Source organism: Exiguobacterium sp. PvP048 (assembly GCF_040549175.1).
Taxonomy (GTDB): Bacteria; Bacillota; Bacilli; order Exiguobacteriales; family Exiguobacteriaceae; genus Exiguobacterium_A; species Exiguobacterium_A artemiae.
Window position 1 is genome coordinate 1 of record NZ_JBEPSU010000007.1, and the last position, 16,798, is coordinate 16,798.

Here is a 16,798-nt window from a genome sequence, read left to right on the forward strand (position 1 = left end):
TCAGTTTTGAGGGCGCGAGCCCGTCGTCTGGTGACGATAGCCAAGTGGTCACACCCGTTCCCATGCCGAACACGGAAGTTAAGCACTTGAACGCCGAAAGTAGTTGGGGGCTTCCCCCTGTGAGGATAGGACGTTGCCAGGCAATTTATTTTTATTTATTCCGCAATAGCTCAGTGGTAGAGCAACCGGCTGTTAACCGGTAGGTCGTAGGTTCAAATCCTACTTGCGGAGCCAATGGCCCGTTGGTCAAGCGGTTAAGACACCGCCCTTTCACGGCGGTATCACGGGTTCGATTCCCGTACGGGTCACCATTTTTATTTTTTGCCGGTGTAGCTCAGCTGGTAGAGCAACTGACTTGTAATCAGTAGGTCGCGGGTTCGACTCCTGTTGCCGGCACTGTTTTTTCAATTGTATAGTTCCTAGACAAACTGGGGGGGTAGCGAAGTGGCTAAACGCGGCGGACTGTAAATCCGCTCCCTCGGGTTCGGCGGTTCGAATCCGCCCCCCCCCACCATGTCGAGCCATTAGCTCAGTTGGTAGAGCATCTGACTTTTAATCAGAGGGTCGCAGGTTCGAATCCTGCATGGCTCATATTTTGCGGAAGTAGTTCAGTGGTAGAATACGACCTTGCCAAGGTCGGGGTCGCGGGTTCGAATCCCGTCTTCCGCTTTTTTTTATATCTGGGGCCTTAGCTCAGCTGGGAGAGCGCCTGCCTTGCACGCAGGAGGTCAGCGGTTCGATCCCGCTAGGCTCCACCAAATATTGCTTAAAGATCTTAAGCGAGTTTCGTTCGTCTTAAGTTTTTTTATACTTGAAATGCCTGGAATTAATGTACGTACGCGAAAGCACTGTGAGTAACTCTCACAGTGCTTTTTTGTCGTTAGATTCTGTATAATCATGCGTCATCGTGTCGAGTTGAACCACCGTCTTGTTACCGCTTACAATTAAGATAACTTACTGAGTAAAGGGGAACAGGTCGATGAACATTGCATATATCAGCGTACCGTATCGTTATGGTCAAGGAAAACCGGGGACGGAGCAAGGACCAGCTGCCGTTGAACAGGCAGGATTACTCGAAACACTGGCAGCAAACGGACAGGAAGCAGTTCGCTACGGGGAAGCGGCTGTTTTGTCTGAAGATGCTGTTCGTGAAGAAGATCCGCAATTAAAACGGCTCGAAGGTGTTGTCCACACGACAAACGATTTACACTTGCTTGTACGTGAGGCGCTGACAGAGCAACGTTTTCCGTTACTCGTCGGAGGCGATCACAGCATGGCGATCGGAACGATTGCCGGTATGCGGCAAGTCGTACCACGTCTCGGAGTCATCTGGTTTGATGCACACGGCGATTTAAATACACCGGAGACTTCTCCATCGGGGAACATTCACGGAATGCCGCTGGCCGTTTCCTTAGGCGAAGGACACCAGCGTCTGACGGAAATCGGAGGGGACGGGGTTAAACTGCAACCGGAACACCTCGTCTTCATCGGATTACGTGATGTCGATGCAGGAGAACAGGAATTGATTGATCGTCTCGGTATCCGTGTCTATGATATGGAAGCGATTCGGACACGCGGGATGGATGCTATCATGAAAGAAGCCGTTGCCTATCTCAAAGAGACGACAGATGCGTTTTATCTCAGCTTTGATATGGACGGGCTCGATCCAAGTCTGGTTGAAGGAACAGGGACACGTGTGGCGGACGGTATCATGCTTGATGATGCGAAGACCGTCTTACGTCACTGTGCCGAGCAGGATGAATTCATCGCAGCAGAATTCGTAGAGGTCAATCCTTTACTCGAAGAAGGAAACGGTACAGCGATTCTTGCGAATGACTTGATTGGAAACTTGCTCCAGTATATGCGGACCCATCGTTTAGTAAAATAATGGATAGAACTTGAACTCTTTTCGTCAGAGTTCAAGTTTTTTTTGTTACAATTCAAATTGAGATGAAACATTATGTAGGTCGACTCCGTATAAGAGATTGACCGCATAGAGCGGGGGGTATTTAAAGTGGAAGAAACAACACTACGCTTGATTGAGCGGGTGAAGCAGGGAGACCGTGATGCATTCGCGGCACTTGTTGATCTATATAAAGAAGGAGCCTTTTTAGTCGCCTTCCGTGTTTTACGGGATCGAATGGAAGCAGAAGATGCCACACAAGAAGCCTTTATCCGCGTATTCACAAAAATTGAATCGTATAATGCCCAGTGGAAGTTCCGGACTTGGTTGTATCGGATCGTGACGAATGTTTCGATTGACCGACTCCGCAAAAAGCGTCCGGATTATTCCCTTGACGCTGAGATGTCAGGGACTGAAGGACTGACGTTGTATTCCCAGCTTGAAAGCAAGGACCAGTTACCGGAGGATCAAGTCATTGATTCGGAGCAACGACAAGATGTGGGAGAGGCAATCGCCGGCTTGCCGGAAAAATACCGGGTTCCACTTGTTTTAAAATACATTGAAGATCTTTCACTCAAAGAAATCAGTGAGATGATCGATTTACCCGTCGCTACAGTTAAAACGAGAATTCATCGGGGACGCGAAGCGCTGAAAAAGCATTTCGGTAAACGATGAGATGAGAAGGAGGCACTCACCATGACACGAGAAAAAGTGTATGAACGGATACAGGATTATTTAGATCAAAACCAACCTCCAGAAGACTTCAAACGACTTGAAGCGGAGTTACGGGAAGCGAATGCGATGGACGAGTTCGAAGAGTATCGGCTCCTCGATGCAGAGTTACGCGCGCTTTCAGCACCCAAGCTTTCGGCGGATTTTACATCCCGCGTGCTGGCACAACTGCCCGAACAGGTGGACCAACCGAATGTGACTCCGCTTAGGAAAACATCCCGTTTTGGCGGGAAAATGAAGCAGTACCCGTTGCTTGCGGCAGCCTCGATTTTTATGTTGTTGTCGGTCGGTAGTCTCGGCGGCTATCTGACACAGGAAGAACATGATTTATCGTATACGAATGTACCGGGAATCGTCGCCGAGAACGGTGAAGTTGTCGTACCGGAAGGCGTTACCGTCAACCAGGACCTGTATGTCGAAGGCGGCAATGTCCGGATCGAAGGCAAGGTCAACGGAGACGTAATGACTGTCGACGGCAAAGCGTATACCGCCAGTGCCGGGAATGTCACAGGCGAAATTAAACAAATTGACCAACTCTTTGAGCGAGTCTGGTACGGAATCAAACGAATCTTTCAATGAGTCAAGTGGGACGAGTCTAACTCGTCCCTTTGTGCTATAATGAAAGCTGTTTAAATCAGATGAGATAGGGGGCACGGTTGGTGAACTACTTCAACTGGCAACCACTTCAATTTCAATTGTTGAAACTGGGAGAAAACGTACATTGGTACGATTATATTAATGATGTGATTGATATCGCGGTCGTGACATTCGTCATTTACCGTCTGATGATCATTGTCAAAGGAACAAAAGCAGTCCAATTGATTAAAGGGATTTCCGTCATTTTGATCAGCTGGTTCTTAAGCGGATTCTTCGGACTGAAGACGTTGCAGTTTCTGTTGAATCAAATTATTACGTATGGCTTGTTAGGGATTATCATCATCTTCCAGCCAGAGTTACGCCGGGGGCTCGAACACCTTGGTCGAACGAGTAAATTCTTTTCGCGGAGTGCCATCAGTGACGAGGATGAACAAGTCCGAATCGTCGATGCGCTCGTCACATCGGCTCAATACATGTCAAAACGCCGGATCGGAGCACTTGTGACGATTGAGCGGGAGACGGGACTCAGTGAATATGTCGAGACGGGCATTCCGCTCGGATCACAAATTACGAGTCAGTTATTGATCAATCTCTTTATTCCGAATACACCGCTTCATGACGGCGCCGTCATCGTCCAACAAGGAAAGCTGGCCGCCGCCGCTTGTTACTTACCGTTATCCGAGAGTGCACATATCTCAAAAGATCTCGGGACACGTCACCGGGCAGCCATCGGTGTCAGTGAAGTGACGGACAGTGTCACGTTGGTCGTATCGGAAGAAACGGGTGGCGTCTCACTTGCCATCAACGGACGGCTTTACCGGGAACTTGATGAAGAATCGCTCCGGACGAAGCTGCTTGAAACAATCGTCAAAGTCGAACCGACGAATACTTCCTTCTTGAATTGGATGGGGGCGAAAAAATAATGTTCGAAAAATGGTTCAATGAACGCTGGTTTCTCCGCATCGTTGCGGTGTTGCTCGCCGTCATGCTCTATCTGATGGTCGCCGGTTCGAATACGACCGGAAAAAGTGATGCCGCAAGTCTGTTACCGATCGCCGGTCAAGGCTCAACGAAGTTTGACGTACCGGTGACAGTCAATTATGATGAAACGCAGTGGGTCGCCTATAATATTCCAAAAACGATTGAAACGACGGTCAAAGGTCCGTCGAGCAGCTTGACGATGCTTCGGCTCGTCAAAGATTTTGGATTGTCGATTGACTTGACCGGTCTTGATCCCGGCTATCATCGTGTCCGCTTGACAGCGAATGGATTTGGCAAGGACGTCGAAGTGACGCCAAAACAGGAAACGATTGAAGTGTTCCTCGATAAAAAGGTCACTAAAGAAGTTCCGGTTCAAGTAGCGTTGCTGAACAAAAATAAAATCGCAGAAGGATATGTCGTCGGTGAAGCCCAACCGACCCGTCAAACGGTCTCTGTGACCGGCGGGGCGGAAAAACTGCAGGCCATCACGGCGATTCAAGTTCCAATTGATGTCACAGGCCGTGCGGAGACGTTTACGGAGTCCTTCAACGTCAAAGCAACGGATGCGAACGGAAATGCAATCAGTGCCACATATGATCCGGAACAGTTGGAAGTGACGGTTCCGGTCTATAAGGAAAGTAAAACGGTTCCGATTAACGTCGAAACAAAAGATGCGGTCAAAAAAGGGTATAAAGTCGTCAAGATTGTTCCGGTCACGACGGAAGCCCGCTTATATGGAACAAAAGAAGAGCTGTCACGGATCGGTTCCGTGTCGACGGAAGCGGTCTCCTTAAAAGGATTGACAAAAACCGTCGATCGTACGGTCAAACTGATTGAACCGGATAACGTCACCGCAATGGAACCGACTTCGGTTACGGTCAGCATCGTCGTCGAGAAGGAAAACGCGAAAGCGACAACGGAAACCGTCGAGGACCGGGCTGAGAAAACAATTTCCGGTGTCACGGTGACGTTGAACGGATTTGATGAGTCGAAGTATACGATCGATTACGAACAGACCATTGATCTCGTCGTCCGTGGAAGTGAAGCGGATCTTGCATCGATTGATGCGACAGATATTAAAGCCGTCATTGACGTGACCGGCTTAAAAGAAGGTACACATGGCTTGCCGATTTCATATCAGACGTCAAAAGCGTTTGACGTACTTCGTCCAGATAATATGGATATCACGCTTAAAGCGGTTCCCCGGACATCGGTCCAAGCCAATTAAATCAACTTTGTGAAATGAGGAAATAGAACATGGGTAAGTATTTTGGAACTGACGGCGTCCGCGGCGTCGCAAACGTAGAATTGACACCTGAACTGGCATATCGTCTCGGTCGGACAGGCGGGTATGTCTTAACGAAACACGAAAGCACACGTCCGAAAGTCTTGATCGGCCGCGATACACGTGTCTCTGGACAAATGCTCGAGAACGCTCTGATTGCCGGACTCTTATCAATCGGTGCAGAAGTCATGCGTCTTGGTGTCATCTCGACACCGGGTGTCGCGTACTTGACGAAAACGATGGATGCGACAGCGGGCGTCATGATTTCTGCGTCACACAATCCGGTCGAAGACAACGGAATCAAATTCTTCGGATCAGACGGCTTCAAGCTCGATGATGCAACAGAACTTGAAATCGAAGGTTTGCTTGACGAAGCGGAAGATACGTTGCCGCGTCCGTCCGGTAAAGAGCTTGGATTCGTCCACGATTACTATGAGGGCGCACAAAAGTACCTTCACATGTTACGTCAGACATCAGATGAAGACTTCTCTGGCATCCATGTCGCCATCGACGGCGCACACGGTGCAACATCAAGCCTCGCCCCGCGCCTGTTCGGTGATCTCGAAGCGGAAGTCTCGACAATCGGAACGACACCAAACGGTTTGAACATCAACGAAGGTGTCGGCTCGACGCATCCTGAACATTTAGCTGACTTCGTCCTTGAAAAAGGTGCAGACGTTGGTCTGTCATTTGACGGCGACGGTGACCGCTTGATCGCAATCGATGAGAACGGTAAAATCGTCGACGGTGATAAAATCATGTTCATCTGCGGTAAATACCTCAACGAGATTGGCCGCTTAAAAGACAACACGATCGTCGCGACCGTCATGAGTAACCTCGGTTTCCACAAGACGGTTGAAGAACACGGTATGACGGCTTTACAGACAGCAGTCGGTGACCGGTATGTCGTTGAAGAAATGCGTAAAAACAACTATACACTCGGCGGCGAACAGTCGGGTCACATCATCTTCATGGATTACTCAACAACAGGGGACGGGATGCTGTCAGGCGTCCAGCTCTTACAAATCATGAAGGCGACAGGCAAGAAGTTGTCGGAACTTGCAGCAGAAATGCCGGTCTTCCCGCAACGTCTCGTCAATATCCGGGTCTCGGATAAAAATGGCGCGATGAACGGTCCGGCGGTTCAAGCCATCATTGCAGAAGTTGAAGCGGAAATGGCCGGCAACGGTCGGATTCTCGTTCGGGCATCTGGAACAGAACCACTTGTCCGTGTCATGGCGGAAGCACCGACGCAAGAAGCATGCGATATGTATGTCGAGCGGATCGCAAACGTCGTCCGTGAAAACTACGCATTACAGGAAAACTGAGTGAACGGAAGGAGTGGATGAACATCTGCTCCTTTTTTTGTTGGGATTATAATTAAAATTTAATGAAATACACAAGCTCTTTATTTTTCACGCGCTTTTCTCAGGCGGAACGCAAGCCGCGGTTATCTGTCGACAACCGGGTCTTGCCTGTTCCTGACGGAAGCGGAGCTTCCTTTTCCTGTAGAAGTCGCATGAAACAAGAGATTTTTGGCATATTTTAAAATATTACGAATCATAAAGAAGATATACAAGAAAAACAATAACAAAAACCAAATAGTTTTTTACATAATCTAGGTATTAGAGGTATCATTTAGAAAAATATCGGGAATAGTTACAAATACGTTACCTTTCTTGCTTTTTCTAAATAAAGTTCGTATGATTGTAAAGTCGGACAGAAACGGGGTCGGACAGAAATGAAAGCGCCAGGGCTGACTATGTAATAGGCAGCTGACGAGGTGGGGGTTTATCGAATCATTCGGCGGATGCCTCCCGGTACCATGTCAGTACCGTAAACTCATCTGAAATCGTTTAAGTGATTAGACGGACAAACAGATGCGTCATGACAACTCTCGGCAAGAGCCGTTTCCTCTTCAGGGAAATACTTGTAAATGGGAGAGAATTTATTATGTGCGGTATCGTAGGTATGATCGGACAGGTTAACACAAAGGAAATTTTATTAAAAGGACTCGAAAAGCTCGAGTACCGCGGTTATGATTCGGCTGGTCTTGCGTTCGTCAACGACGGCGTTCAAGTCCATAAAGAAGTCGGCCGGATTGCTGCGCTACGCGAAGTCGTTCCTGCAGAAGCAGATGGTCTTGTCGGAATCGGTCACACACGTTGGGCGACACACGGTGTCCCGAGTGTACCGAATGCCCACCCGCACCAAAGTGCTTCATCACGTTTCACACTCGTGCATAACGGTGTCATCGAAAACGATGAGCAGTTAAAAGCAGAACTCAATGTTGATTTACTCAGCGACACAGATACAGAAGTCATCGTTCAGATGATCGAAAAGAACTTTGCTGAGACAAATGACGTCGTCGAAGCATTCCGTCAAACACTTCGTGTGCTTCACGGTTCATACGCACTTGCGTTGATCGATGCTGAAAACCCGGACGTCTTATATGTCGCTAAAAACAAATCACCGCTTCTCGTTGGTCTCGGTGACGGTACGTTCAACGTTGTCGCATCTGACGCAATGGCGATGCTTCAAGTAACGGATCAGTTCGTTGAGTTGCATGACGGCGAAATGATCATCTTGACGCGTGACAGTGTCACAATCCAGGACTTAGACGGAAACGTCAAAGAGCGTGAAGCATATACAGCAGAAATCGATGCATCAGACATTGAAAAAGGCACGTACGCGCACTACATGCTCAAAGAAATGGATGAGCAGCCGGCTGTTATCCGTAATATCGTTCAGAAATACCAAAACGAGTCAGGCGAAATCACACTCGATCAATCGGTCCGTGATTTAGTCCTCGGACGTGACCGTGTTTACATCATCGGTTGCGGAACGAGCTACCATGCAGGATTGATCGGAAAACAATTGATCGAACAAATCGCGGGTATCCCGACAGAAGTCCACATCTCGTCTGAATTCGGCTACAACATGCCGCTTTTGACTGAGAAACCACTCTTCCTCTTCCTTTCACAATCAGGTGAAACAGCGGACAGCCGTGCGGTTCTCGTCGAAGCGAAAAAACTCGGTCACCCGGCACTCACAATCACGAACGTTGCAGGATCTACTCTGTCACGTGAAGCGAACGCAACACTCTTGTTGCACGCGGGTCCTGAAATCGCGGTTGCCTCAACAAAAGCATACACAGCGCAAATCGCTGTTCTTGCTGTCCTTGCGTTTGACCTCGCTCAAGCAAAAGGTGTCGACGTTAACTTCGATCTCATGAAAGAACTCGGAAAAATCTCAAGCGCGATGGAATCCGTCATGTCACAAAAAGAACGGTTCCAGGAAATCGCTTCAGAATACTTGTCTGAATCACGCAATGCCTTCTTCATCGGCCGTGGTCAAGATGCATATGTGGGAATGGAAGGGGCGCTTAAGCTCAAAGAAATTTCATACATCCAAGCAGAAGGCTATGCCGGCGGCGAATTGAAGCACGGTCCAATCGCTTTGATCGAAGACAACACACCGGTCATCGCCCTCGTGACACAACCTCACGTTCACCTCAACAACCGAGGCAACGTCAAGGAAGTCGTCGCGCGTGGTGCGAACGCGTGTGTCATCGCAGCAGAAGGTCTTGAGTTGCCGACGGATGCGTTCGTCATCCCGGCAGTCGAGCCGCTCCTGTCACCACTCTTGTCTGTTTTACCGCTTCAGTTGATCTCGTACTACGCGGCACTCGGCCGTGATTGCGACGTTGACAAGCCACGTAATTTGGCGAAGTCAGTAACAGTTGAGTAAAAACAGTTCATCCGCGTGAAGAAATCAAAATAATTTTCAAAGACCCTTTGGACGATTTTCGTCCAAAGGGTCTTTTTAGCATAAAATTAAAATCTATCTAATCACGAGAATAGAATGCCTCTCATCAGATAGGCTTATTTTAATCGATGAATCGTATGAATATCGCCGGTCTCATCAAAATCTACGCTCAAATCCACGGGTTCGGGAATCGAGTCGTAATCCTGTCCTTTCAGTTGAATGATGTGATCGGTAATGATTGATTTACTAGAGCGTATTTTTTCCTGATGATAGGTTAGCTGTTTATCGATATCTTCTTTTTTGCTGGTAATTGTTTTATTTCTTCTGAAGGTCGCATCAAGACTAATATGTTTATCGTTTAGTATTTTTTCGAATTTGTGATGGTACTCGGTAATTTGCTGATGATATTTTTCGATATCTGATAACCTCGTTGCATTTGTTTGTGAATCCTGATTCCAGTCATTCATGATTTTTAAGCAAATCGACATGACTTCTAAATTTCCGTATCCAATCAATATAGTCTGCTCAAATGATGCGGCGAGTTCTTTTATCTCATCAACCGTTTTATCCAATTTGAATGTTGTTTTTTCTTCAATGTCGTTAGCACTTCTGATTAAAAAATCCAACTCCGGTAAAATCGATTCTAGCTCTTGATAAGAGATGACTGCCATATCTTCTAATTTTACCGAATATCGTTCTTCTTCATCAGGGATACTTGGCAGAATCGAAAGCAGATATTTGATATGGCCTTTGATGATGCCGGCTTTATCATTTTTGGATTGACGAATTAATATATCGATCTTTCGATTCAAAGATGTAAGTTGCTGATTAATCCGGTCCAAATGTTCTTGAGCAGTGACCATGGTCGCGACTCCAAGAGCTAAATTCGCCAGTTGAGCGGGGTTGATTTTTTTAATATCTTGAATTTCGAACTTTGCGTGATGTCTGATTTTATGTTGATGATCAACGGCAAGTGCTCTAAATTGATCCACTGATCCCTTGGCCTTCATAATTCGTAATTCACCGGATGCTAGCTTGGCAAGAGCTTCTTCACTGAATTTGATGATGACTCTCTGTTCTTTTTGGATGAGATTTTTAGCATGTGGCGAAAGTTTAATAATATTACCGACCTGATCTTTTAGACGTTGTGTGACAGTTAATGATTCGGAATGGCGATACGATGTCATATCAGTTAAGGAATATGATTCAATTTCCCAGGGTAGTTCATCGGCATGAAGTTCCGGAACGTCTGTTTTTGCAGGAATCGGTGGAAGCACCGAATCCGTTACAGCATCATGACGACTGAATTTACGGAAAAGTAAATAACTAAAGAGAAGTAAAATGATAATTACAGCTATGATTCCTAAAGCGTTGTCCATGCTAAGCCGCCTCTCATCAATAGTTTGAATGTAACCTGTAAATATATAGTAACTCATTCTGTCGTTAAAATGATAAGTTGATAAAAGACAGAAACGATGTATGGAGGAGGAAACAATACGTGAACAGAAAATGGAACTGGGCAGCCGCGTTTCCGCAATCTTGTACGGATGATGTTCGAGTCGTGGCACGCCTTTTACCGCGCCGGCTCTTTGGAACAGTGACCTGGGGAACGATTGAGGTCACGTTTTACGGAGAACCGTTGATTCTCCCGTACCGCCTGTACTTAAATGAAGTAAAGGAAGAAAAAATTCAAACCCTGACGGATCGCCAACGGTGGATATTGTACTGCATGTACACCCGTCATCATGATGGATATATCCGCGAAAAATATGTCCGCCGGCTGGAACAGGAACAGGCAAACACGGACTGGGTGCTACTGTATTTAATTGAACTGACCGGAGAATATGTTCGCGAGATTCTCGAACGCATCGAACCGATGTTACAGATTTGGTCCGAAGAACAGCTGAGAACTTTTGCCGCAGCAAACAAGCGTTATCTGCAACGAATTGAACGACGCATCATCAGCTATTGGGACCTGCATCAACGGAGAGATTATCCCGTGTTATGGAATTCCGATTATGTCGGCTTCCGGATTGCCCAGTATTATTGGTCATCCCGTGCTCATTCTTGAAAAAAACGGCCGGGTTACGGTAGGCTGAACACGTAGTTTAAATCAGAAGGGGGATAACCAGATGAGAATTTTAGTAGTCGGAGCGAGCGGGACAATCGGGCAAGCCGTCATCGCGCAATTAGGGGAGCGGCATGAAATCATTCAGGCCGGGCGGACAGGGATGGATGTCCAGGTCGACATCACGTCGGAAGACAGTATCCGTTCGATGTATGAAACGGTCGGTCCGGTCGATGCCATCATCAGTGCAACCGGCGGGGCGCATTTCGGACCATTGACGGATTTGACACCGGCGTTGAATCAGATCGGAATCGACAGCAAACTGAAAGGGCAGGTTAATCTGGTGTTGCTTGGACTGGCTGCCGTCCGCGACGGCGGCAGTTTCACATTGACGACCGGCATCATGATGGACGATCCGATTCGGCAAGGCGCGTCGGCGGCCCTTGCGAACGGTGGCGTCAAAGCATTCGTCCATGCGGCAGCGATTGAAATGCCGCGGGGGATCCGGATCAACAGTGTCAGTCCGAATGTCCTGATTGAGTCGCTCGACAAGTACGGATCATTTTTCCGCGGTTTCGAAGCCGTTCCGGCATCGCGTGTCGCGACAGCGTTCGAGAAAAGTGTCGAAGGAGCACAGACCGGACAAAATTATGAAGTTTATTGAATGAAATAAGACCGTTCACTTGAATCAAGTGGACGGTCTTATTGTTCAGCTCATCAAAGATTGTAAGTAAAAGACGTTTAATAGAACCAACGAAATTAAGAAGCAGATCAGCAGATTTTTCAAAAAAACAGGTCGTGTCATTTCGCGGTTCATGATCATCTTGTCGAGAAACAGATTTACGGCCAAGACGATGATGAACGTTACAAAAAAGAGCGGGACTAATTCCATACATAACATCCTTTCCGTCGCCTTATTCAACGCATCGAGCAGACCAAAAGTTTCATTAAGATGTGAAATTGCTGATGAAAAACAGGATTTTCCATCTGGAAAGGGAAAAGAGGGAAGTAAAGAACTTAAAAGGAGGGACAGGCAAATGCGACAAGCAGTGCTCGTTATCGATTTTCAACATGATCTCGTCGAAGGGACAGTGGAAGAGGTCGGCGTCCATGCAAAGGAAGACGTGATTCAAGTAATCAATCAGGTCGTACAGGAAGCAGACAATGAGGGACATGTCATGATCTTCATCCGGGATCTCGATGTCGCGAACGGACAAGGGGAAGGGTTTGCGGTACATTCGTCGATTCAGATTCCGGAGCAGGCGGTCACGTTTGATAAAGCGGCCACGAACTCGTTCCATGGAACACCGCTGCTGGACTATTTAAAGCAGCACCGAGTCGAACATGTCGTCATCCTCGGTTGTAAGACGGAACATTGTATCGATACGGCAGTCCGCAGTGCGACCGTCAACGGGTTTGACGTGACGCTCGTCGCTGACGGACATACGACGAACGGTTCCGACGTCTTATCGGCGGAACAAATGATTGCCCATCATAATCAGGTCTTGCACGGACACTACAATGTCGAACACTTTGCGATGGTCCGTCCTTCGACGGAAAAGTTATTTGAACCGATTCATCACCAATACAGATAAAAGGGGTGACTGCATGATTGAACTACGAAAGATGGACGAAGCGGATTATACGGCTTACGAAACGCTTGTCACGGATGAGCGGGTCATGCGCTACATTACAGAACACCCTTTAACGAAAGCAGAGGCAAAGCGGCGGTTTGCGTCAATCATGGAACAGCAACGGCATGACCGTCTTGGATCATATCTCGTCTATCAGGACGAGACGTGGATCGGGATCGGTCATATCACACGCGATACACGGCTATATGCTATTGCCGGAACAGTGGGGTCACGGATATGCGTCCTCACTCGCTTCCCGACTGCTTGAACTGGCGAAGGAACATGAATTGACGGTCGTCACGGCGACGATTGATCCGAATCATACGGCGTCGAAAAAGATTTTGACGAAGCTTGGATTCCGTTCGACGTATCTCGGACCGATTGACGGGCTGCCTGGCGAAATTCTCGAAAAACGATTGGGGGAACCCTCATGACCCGTGAAGAATGGATTCAAGCGTTTGATCTGGATGTCTCAGAGATTTTTCCCGTCACTGACTCGTACAGTTCAGACGTCGACCGGCTAGTACTGCGCGACGGACGGACCGTCTTTTTAAAGCGTCCCTATACGGCAGACAAATGGTACCGGGAACACGGCTGGTTAACGTATTTGGACAGTCGTGTCGCTGTGCCGAAAATTCTCATGGCGGCGCGACCAACCAAACAGACGACAGGTGCGTTTGTGCTAGAAGCGCTTGCCGGAACGACGATCGAGACAGTGACACCGGCACTGGCTGCGCAAATCGGACAGTTGCATGCCGCACTGCACACATGTACAAGCGATGCATACGGCGATTTTGGGCAGGAGGGATTTACGGCCTTTCCCTCACAGGACTGGCGTGTCTTCCGGAATGCCAAAATGACGTCGTTCGAACCGGCGATTCGCCAGGCGCTGTCACCGGATCTGTATCAGGCAGCCTTTACAGAATTGAACCGGCGTGAACGTGAGTTGCCGGAACCGTCCCGCCCTGTCGCGGTGCACCTCGACTTCCGGCTCGGTAACCTGCTTGCGGACGGCGAAAGATTAACCGGACTGATCGACTTTGAGACTTCACGTTTCGGGGCGACGGAAATTGATTTTACGAAACTTGACCGGGATGTGTTCGAAGGCGAATCCGATTTGTTTGATGCCTATCAACAGGGATACGGACAAATAAGGACACCGGAGCCGATTGAAGTCTATCTGCCGTACTATCGTCTGTTTGAAGCACTGACGGGAATCGGCTGGTGTGTCCAGCGCGGACTCGAGCATCACCAACAGTTTTTTAACAATAACCATGCCCGTGTACTGGTCGAGTTGGAACGGACGAGCATATTCGAAGAACGTTAAAAGACGTCGTCTGACGTAGGAACCGCTATACTTGTAGAAATGATGCAGGTAGAGGGGGAAGTTCGGATGGAACAACAAAAACGGATTGGGATTATCGGAGGCGGACTCGCGGGCGTGTTTGCAGCCCGGCAATTGATGACGGAAGGTTATGCGGTCGAGATCATCGAAAAAAGCCAAAGTGTCGGGGGACGGATGGCAACGAGACGGATTGACGAGGGGACAGCGGATCATGGAGCCGTCTTCTTTACGGTCCGGACGGACGAGTTGGCGCAGGAAGTCGACGAGTGGCTCGAGCAAGGCCTGATCCGAAAATGGTTCGGGGATGATTTTCCGCGGTATGTCGCGGTCAACGGGATGAATCAGCTCGTCCAGTCGATTGCCCGCGGGATTCCTGTTCATTTAAATGAACAGGTCGAACGGATTTTGGCAGAAGGACCGGCTCTTCAGACTACGGCAGCGGCAGAAACACGGACGTATGATGCGATTCTGCTGACGGCTACGGTTCCGCAAGCCTATGACCTGCTCGCAGCTTCACCGTTAATGCTGGTGGAGTCCGACCATGCCCGTCTCGGGAAAGTGACGTTTGAGCCGACGTTCGTCGGATTATTTGAACTGGAGAAATCGCCTGATCTCGGAGAAGTCGGTCTGCTCGATGAGGATTTGCCATCCGGAATGCTGAAAATCGTTAACAATGCGCAAAAAGAAGTGTCGGCGACCCCGCTTCTGAGTGTCTACATGGCCGGTGACTGGAGTGAAGTCTGGTATGACAAAGGAGAAGACGCGACGCTCGGGGAAATCGAACGGTTGTTGCAGGAACAACTCGGACCGGTCAAAGTGATTTCCAAGCAGTTGAAGCGTTGGCGGTATGCGCAGGCACGCGATGTCTTCCGTACACCTTACCTGAAGCTCGATCAGCATCCGCTCTGGCTGGCGGGTGATGCGTTCCTTGATCCGAAAGACACGTCCGGTCGGACACGGGTCGAAAGTGCCGTCATTTCCGGGTTGCGTGTTGCGTCAGCCATGGATACACACTTTAAAGCAGTCCTGACAGAACAGTGAGTGAAAAAGAGCGATTTCCGTTAGTGGAAGTCGCTCTTTTTGATGATTACGATTCAGGTGGAAAATGCTGATTACTCCAAGCCGCCATCTGATCGAGGATCGGCAGAAAACTGTGTCCGATTTCTGTTAAGGAATATTCAACTTTCGGCGGGATTTCCCGGTAGACTCTCCGGTTGATCATGCTGTCGGCCTCAAGTTCACGCAACTGTCGGGTTAAGATGCCTTTTGAAATCCCGGGCAAGAGCTGTTCGAGTTCATGAAATCGTTTTGTTCCGGTACTGAGATGCCAAAGTAAGACGATTTTCCACTTACCGACCATGATGGTCTGGGCTCGGGTTACAGGGCACGCCGTTCGCTGGGAAAGAGGGGAGTCAGTTGTCGAAGCTGGATTCATCGGGAATTCCTCCTATAGTTCGGTTTGTATGACTTGGTATCGAAAAAGTGCCTACTTTTAACAGTGTACCACCTGTAATACAATTGGATACAGGTGGAAACTTATTAAAAAAGGAGCTTACGTCCATGAAATTACTTGTAACCGGTGCAACCGGAAAATTAGGAACAAAGATTGTCGAGCACCTCTTAACGAAAATCGAAGCGGAGAATGTAATCGTCAGTGTTCGTGACCCTAAAAAAGCAAACGAGCTGGCTTCACGCGGTATTGAAGTCCGTCACGGCGATTTTGATGAGCCGGATACGTTACAACAGGCTTTTGCAGGAGTCGATCGGCTCTTGATCATTTCGACCGACGGCGAAGAAGCGACACGGATCCGTCAACATACGGCAGCTGTCGAGGCAGCTAAAGCAACAGGAGTCGGCTTGATTGCTTACACGAGTATCGCCAACGCGGAAGCCAGTCAAAACTTCTTGGCCCGCACCCATCAGGTGACAGAACAGTTGATTCGCGAAACGGGAATTCCGTTCCTGTTCTTCCGTAATAACTGGTATTTGGAAAACGAACAGTCGACGATCGATGCCGTCCGTGCCGGACAAGACTGGTTGACGAGCGCCGGAAACGGCAAAGTTGGTTGGGCGCTCCAGGAAGATTATGCGGAAGCCATCGCGACTGTCTTAGTCGATCCGAAACCGACGAAATCAATTTATGAACTGTCGGGACCTCTGCACACACAACAAGATATCGCAGAAGCACTCGGACAGGTTCTCGGGCGCCCGGTACAGGTGAAGCAAGTCGACAGCGCGACTTATACGGCGATCATGCAACAAGCGGGAGTTCCGGAATTTTTGCTGCCGATGTTACAGGCGATTCAAGAAGGTATTGCGGCCGGAACGCTGGCAGTTGAGAGTCAGGATTTTGAACATATCCTGGACCGGCCACCGGTTTCACTCGAAGACGGCTTGCGGCAACTTGTCCAAAGATAAGTTCATCTGAACGTTTCTTCTTGAGGTACTTTGGGTAAATATTCCTTAAGTACTTAAAACGAGGGGG

General features: G+C 48.5%; 18 protein-coding genes, 7 tRNA genes and 1 rRNA gene. 23 read left to right on the forward strand and 3 right to left on the reverse strand.

Annotation, left to right across the window (positions count from 1 at the left end):
* Positions 1-26: 26 nt before the first annotated feature.
* The 15 genes from rrf (at position 27) to glmS (ending at position 9,248) form a co-directional block, all read left to right on the forward strand.
* A 5S ribosomal RNA gene (gene rrf, locus ABIC15_RS11990) occupies positions 27-142 on the forward strand.
* Positions 143-159: 17 nt separating this feature from the next.
* Positions 160-234 (forward strand) — tRNA-Asn (locus tag ABIC15_RS11995).
* Positions 235-236: 2 nt separating this feature from the next.
* Positions 237-311 (forward strand) — tRNA-Glu (locus ABIC15_RS12000).
* Between the two features lie 12 nt (positions 312-323).
* A tRNA-Thr gene (locus tag ABIC15_RS12005) sits at positions 324-396 on the forward strand.
* A 34-nt stretch (positions 397-430) separates the two neighbouring features.
* Positions 431-514, forward strand: a tRNA-Tyr gene (locus ABIC15_RS12010).
* Between the two features lie 4 nt (positions 515-518).
* Positions 519-591, forward strand: a tRNA-Lys gene (locus tag ABIC15_RS12015).
* Positions 592-597: 6 nt separating this feature from the next.
* Positions 598-669: transfer RNA gene (locus ABIC15_RS12020), tRNA-Gly, on the forward strand.
* Positions 670-682: 13 nt separating this feature from the next.
* Positions 683-758, forward strand: a tRNA-Ala gene (locus ABIC15_RS12025).
* Between the two features lie 221 nt (positions 759-979).
* Complete coding sequence (gene rocF, locus ABIC15_RS12030) at positions 980-1,888, forward strand: arginase (protein ID WP_354020813.1); 909 nt, start codon at positions 980-982, stop codon at positions 1,886-1,888.
* 126 nt (positions 1,889-2,014) lie between these two features.
* Positions 2,015-2,578 carry an RNA polymerase sigma factor SigW gene (sigW, locus tag ABIC15_RS12035; protein WP_026829608.1) on the forward strand — a complete coding sequence of 188 codons (564 nt, stop codon included), beginning with the start codon at positions 2,015-2,017 and terminating at the stop codon, positions 2,576-2,578.
* A gap of 21 nt (positions 2,579-2,599) precedes the next feature.
* The gene (locus ABIC15_RS12040; protein WP_354020814.1) at positions 2,600-3,214 is read left to right on the forward strand and encodes an anti-sigma factor; all 615 of its coding nucleotides are present in this window, start codon (positions 2,600-2,602) and stop codon (positions 3,212-3,214) included.
* Positions 3,215-3,294: 80 nt separating this feature from the next.
* Positions 3,295-4,155, forward strand: a complete 861-nt coding sequence (gene cdaA, locus ABIC15_RS12045; protein ID WP_014969179.1) for a diadenylate cyclase CdaA — start codon at positions 3,295-3,297, stop codon at positions 4,153-4,155.
* Positions 4,155-5,441, forward strand: a complete 1,287-nt coding sequence (locus ABIC15_RS12050; RefSeq protein ID WP_318091177.1) for a CdaR family protein — start codon at positions 4,155-4,157, stop codon at positions 5,439-5,441. Before cdaA ends, ABIC15_RS12050 begins: the two co-directional genes overlap by 1 nt.
* Positions 5,442-5,470: 29 nt before the next feature.
* Positions 5,471-6,826: a phosphoglucosamine mutase gene (gene glmM, locus ABIC15_RS12055; protein ID WP_214850422.1), complete on the forward strand. Its 1,356-nt coding sequence runs from the start codon at positions 5,471-5,473 to the stop codon at positions 6,824-6,826.
* A 625-nt stretch (positions 6,827-7,451) separates the two neighbouring features.
* On the forward strand, positions 7,452-9,248 hold the full coding sequence (gene glmS / locus ABIC15_RS12060; protein ID WP_012369053.1) for a glutamine--fructose-6-phosphate transaminase (isomerizing): 1,797 nt from the start codon (positions 7,452-7,454) through the stop codon (positions 9,246-9,248).
* A 134-nt stretch (positions 9,249-9,382) separates the two neighbouring features.
* Here glmS and ABIC15_RS12065 read toward each other — a convergent pair whose 3' ends face one another.
* Entirely contained in the window at positions 9,383-10,645 is a 1,263-nt protein-coding gene (locus ABIC15_RS12065) for a hypothetical protein (RefSeq protein ID WP_354020815.1), read from the reverse strand.
* A 119-nt stretch (positions 10,646-10,764) separates the two neighbouring features.
* On the opposite strand from ABIC15_RS12065, the gene ABIC15_RS12070 reads away from it, so the two are divergent.
* Together ABIC15_RS12070 and ABIC15_RS12075 are read left to right on the forward strand one after the other, a co-directional pair.
* Positions 10,765-11,337 (forward strand): hypothetical protein, encoded by a 573-nt coding sequence (locus ABIC15_RS12070; RefSeq protein WP_214766732.1) that lies wholly within the window; start codon positions 10,765-10,767, stop codon positions 11,335-11,337.
* Positions 11,338-11,398: 61 nt separating this feature from the next.
* Positions 11,399-11,998 carry a short chain dehydrogenase gene (locus tag ABIC15_RS12075; RefSeq protein WP_354020816.1) on the forward strand — a complete coding sequence of 200 codons (600 nt, stop codon included), beginning with the start codon at positions 11,399-11,401 and terminating at the stop codon, positions 11,996-11,998.
* A 45-nt stretch (positions 11,999-12,043) separates the two neighbouring features.
* Here ABIC15_RS12075 and ABIC15_RS12080 read toward each other — a convergent pair whose 3' ends face one another.
* On the reverse strand, positions 12,044-12,226 hold the full coding sequence (locus tag ABIC15_RS12080; protein WP_012369057.1) for a hypothetical protein: 183 nt from the start codon (positions 12,224-12,226) through the stop codon (positions 12,044-12,046).
* A 145-nt stretch (positions 12,227-12,371) separates the two neighbouring features.
* Here ABIC15_RS12080 and ABIC15_RS12085 point away from each other — a divergent pair, with 145 nt between their 5' ends.
* The 5 genes from ABIC15_RS12085 to ABIC15_RS12105 all read left to right on the forward strand — a co-directional run bounded on the left by ABIC15_RS12085 (position 12,372) and on the right by ABIC15_RS12105 (position 15,354).
* Complete coding sequence (locus ABIC15_RS12085; RefSeq protein ID WP_354020817.1) at positions 12,372-12,929, forward strand: isochorismatase family protein; 558 nt, start codon at positions 12,372-12,374, stop codon at positions 12,927-12,929.
* A gap of 13 nt (positions 12,930-12,942) precedes the next feature.
* Positions 12,943-13,236, forward strand: coding sequence for a GNAT family N-acetyltransferase (locus ABIC15_RS12090; protein WP_354020818.1), 294 nt, complete (start codon positions 12,943-12,945; stop codon positions 13,234-13,236).
* A complete protein-coding gene (locus ABIC15_RS12095) occupies positions 13,181-13,402 on the forward strand; it encodes a GNAT family N-acetyltransferase (protein WP_354020819.1) in 222 nt (73 codons plus the stop codon). The genes ABIC15_RS12090 and ABIC15_RS12095 overlap by 56 nt, the downstream gene beginning before the upstream one ends.
* A complete protein-coding gene (locus tag ABIC15_RS12100; RefSeq protein WP_354020820.1) occupies positions 13,399-14,295 on the forward strand; it encodes a phosphotransferase enzyme family protein in 897 nt (298 codons plus the stop codon). Before ABIC15_RS12095 ends, ABIC15_RS12100 begins: the two co-directional genes overlap by 4 nt.
* A gap of 66 nt (positions 14,296-14,361) precedes the next feature.
* A complete protein-coding gene (locus ABIC15_RS12105; protein ID WP_354020821.1) occupies positions 14,362-15,354 on the forward strand; it encodes an NAD(P)/FAD-dependent oxidoreductase in 993 nt (330 codons plus the stop codon).
* A gap of 46 nt (positions 15,355-15,400) precedes the next feature.
* On the opposite strand, the gene ABIC15_RS12110 is transcribed toward ABIC15_RS12105, so the two are convergent.
* Entirely contained in the window at positions 15,401-15,748 is a 348-nt protein-coding gene (locus tag ABIC15_RS12110) for a winged helix-turn-helix transcriptional regulator (RefSeq protein ID WP_354020822.1), read from the reverse strand.
* Positions 15,749-15,873: 125 nt separating this feature from the next.
* On the opposite strand from ABIC15_RS12110, the gene ABIC15_RS12115 reads away from it, so the two are divergent.
* Complete coding sequence (locus ABIC15_RS12115) at positions 15,874-16,731, forward strand: SDR family oxidoreductase (RefSeq protein WP_354020823.1); 858 nt, start codon at positions 15,874-15,876, stop codon at positions 16,729-16,731.
* Positions 16,732-16,798: the final 67 nt, after the last annotated feature.

Bases quoted from the DNA above. Each gene is read 5' to 3' on its own strand.
- ABIC15_RS12050 (WP_318091177.1), top strand. From the start codon at position 4,155: ATGTTCGAAAAATGGTTCAATGAACGCTGGTTTCTCCGCATCGTTGCG.
- ABIC15_RS12090 (WP_354020818.1), top strand. From the start codon at position 12,943: ATGATTGAACTACGAAAGATGGACGAAGCGGATTATACGGCTTACGAA.
- ABIC15_RS12075 (WP_354020816.1), top strand. From the start codon at position 11,399: ATGAGAATTTTAGTAGTCGGAGCGAGCGGGACAATCGGGCAAGCCGTC.
- glmM (WP_214850422.1), top strand. From the start codon at position 5,471: ATGGGTAAGTATTTTGGAACTGACGGCGTCCGCGGCGTCGCAAACGTA.
- ABIC15_RS12065 (WP_354020815.1), bottom strand. From the start codon at position 10,645: ATGGACAACGCTTTAGGAATCATAGCTGTAATTATCATTTTACTTCTC.
- rocF (WP_354020813.1), top strand. From the start codon at position 980: ATGAACATTGCATATATCAGCGTACCGTATCGTTATGGTCAAGGAAAA.
- ABIC15_RS12105 (WP_354020821.1), top strand. From the start codon at position 14,362: ATGGAACAACAAAAACGGATTGGGATTATCGGAGGCGGACTCGCGGGC.
- ABIC15_RS12080 (WP_012369057.1), bottom strand. From the start codon at position 12,226: ATGGAATTAGTCCCGCTCTTTTTTGTAACGTTCATCATCGTCTTGGCC.
- ABIC15_RS12100 (WP_354020820.1), top strand. From the start codon at position 13,399: ATGACCCGTGAAGAATGGATTCAAGCGTTTGATCTGGATGTCTCAGAG.
- ABIC15_RS12115 (WP_354020823.1), top strand. From the start codon at position 15,874: ATGAAATTACTTGTAACCGGTGCAACCGGAAAATTAGGAACAAAGATT.
- ABIC15_RS12110 (WP_354020822.1), bottom strand. From the start codon at position 15,748: ATGAATCCAGCTTCGACAACTGACTCCCCTCTTTCCCAGCGAACGGCG.
- ABIC15_RS12040 (WP_354020814.1), top strand. From the start codon at position 2,600: ATGACACGAGAAAAAGTGTATGAACGGATACAGGATTATTTAGATCAA.
- ABIC15_RS12085 (WP_354020817.1), top strand. From the start codon at position 12,372: ATGCGACAAGCAGTGCTCGTTATCGATTTTCAACATGATCTCGTCGAA.
- glmS (WP_012369053.1), top strand. From the start codon at position 7,452: ATGTGCGGTATCGTAGGTATGATCGGACAGGTTAACACAAAGGAAATT.